The organism is bacterium, from assembly GCA_024226335.1.
In the GTDB taxonomy this organism is placed as follows: Bacteria; Myxococcota_A; UBA9160; order SZUA-336; family SZUA-336; genus JAAELY01.
The window spans coordinates 1-1643 of record JAAELY010000491.1; the positions used below are offsets into that span (position 1 = coordinate 1).

The 1643-nt window shown below is 64.1% G+C and carries 2 protein-coding genes; one reads left to right on the forward strand and one right to left on the reverse strand.

Going from position 1 to position 1643, the window contains the following annotated elements; translation table 11 throughout:
* Window positions 1–40 precede the first annotated feature (40 nt).
* Window positions 41–190, reverse strand: a complete 150-nt coding sequence (locus tag GY725_23680; GenBank protein ID MCP4007195.1) for a hypothetical protein — start codon at window positions 188–190, stop codon at window positions 41–43.
* A gap of 627 nt (window positions 191–817) precedes the next feature.
* On the opposite strand from GY725_23680, the gene GY725_23685 reads away from it, so the two are divergent.
* The gene (locus tag GY725_23685; GenBank protein ID MCP4007196.1) at window positions 818–1483 is read left to right on the forward strand and encodes a hypothetical protein; all 666 of its coding nucleotides are present in this window, start codon (window positions 818–820) and stop codon (window positions 1481–1483) included.
* Window positions 1484–1643 lie beyond the last annotated feature (160 nt).

The following is a 1643-nucleotide window of genomic DNA, read 5'->3' on the forward strand; positions in this document are numbered from 1 at the left end:
AGGCTCGACCGCTCGGGATCCGGAGGTGAGCAGGCGGTGCTCAAGCAGGCTCGTCGGGCCAGAAGTCGGGCTCGGGTTCTGGTGCCGGGCGGGCCGGGGAGATCGGCGGGGCGCGCGCGGAGAGACCCAGATGGCGCAGGATTGCGGAGACGACCCTCGGGTCCGTGATCGTGGCGATCCGCTTCGCCATCAAGTACGTCCCCATTCGCTACGCCAAGCACTTCGCCGGTGCAGCGCCGCGACTAAGAATCTCGACGAGTCCTGGCTTCACCTGGGGCAATGGCAGCTATGTAGCGCCTCTCCAGAACCCAGTATCATCTGCAATGTACGGGCGCATTGGTGTCATCTGCGAGTTCGACCCGAGCGGTTGGCGAGTATTCGACGCTCGGCAGCCCTTCGAACAATCGCTCTACCTCCGTTGGGTTCAGGCGCAGCCTCTCTACCGTGCCCTCACGCTCACCGTTCACTCAGAGATTGCGAACCAATTCCTCCGAGGTCTGTTCAAGACGCGCTTCCACATTGACTGCGTCCTATTCCCGCCGGATCAAGGTGCACCAGGCTACACATCCGGGTCGGACGTTTGGTTCGCTGTGACCGATTGGGATTCGCACGGAGAGATCGCATCGGGCGACAGCCTCCGTCTGACGAATCCCCGATTCACAGTTCTCGTAGAAGAGGAGTTTGAGCCGGACCCGTCGGACCTGTTCCGGAGACCGCTTCTCGCACCGGCCCTTCCGGCGAGCGCCAAGAGCAACGCGGCCCTCGCCACGTCGTTCGCAGGGGCTTACGACACCGGGACAGTCGCGAGGCTCGTGGTATGAAGGCTCTCCTCTCGCTTACAAGATCGCTCTTTGAGACGATTGGGCAGCCTGGTGCGTCGACGTCAGACAGCGAGCTAGCATTGGGTGAACTTCAATCGCTCACCGCCGCCGACCGCAGCTTCTCCGAAACCCTCTCAACGCTAGAGCTCACCGCAGAGGATGTCCCTGTGCTTTCGACCCCCGCCTGGGTTGCGCATCTGGGGTGGCGGCGTGGGGTCGGCGCAGCTCGACCAAGCGAGGAGTTCTTGGATGCGCTCTACGACCTCTCGAGCGATGCCGTGACGAGGCTCCATCTACTCGAGCAGATCCTCCTCGCGTCACCGTCTGACGCAGAGACCTCAGCTGCCGACCTGCCCGCTCGAGTTGACGGCTGGCTCGATCGACGCATCGAGGTCCTCGTTTCCGTTGGCGACCTCGGCCGAGAACACCGGGAAGACGCGGGTCTTGACGCGCGGGTGGACGCGTCCTTCCAGCTAGCCGCCCTCCTCCTGCAGGTAGCGACGCCGGGAGCCATGGCTGGCCTACGCTCGCTCCTCCAGCGCGACTGGCTCGGCACCGAATCGCTCCGACGCAACGTGGCCGCGCTCATAGACGCAAGCCTCGCGACGGAATCTGACCGGCACGAGTGGTATCGAAGAACCGGACTCGAACCTCCTAGCTGAGTCGGCGAGAGCGAGCGAAGCGCTAGGGAACCTCTGCACAGGGAGGCTGCGGCTGCGAAGCGCGATGCATCCGCCTGCGCTGCGTCGCGCGACCCTCTGCAGATCTACGGATCTGCGATCGGATCACGCTGCTTGCTCAGGCGGCGACTCCCGCTTCTCG

Coding starts and splice junctions, on each gene's coding strand:
- GY725_23685 (MCP4007196.1), top strand. CDS start 818: ATGAAGGCTCTCCTCTCGCTTACAAGATCGCTCTTTGAGACGATTGGG.
- GY725_23680 (MCP4007195.1), bottom strand. CDS start 190: ATGGCGAAGCGGATCGCCACGATCACGGACCCGAGGGTCGTCTCCGCA.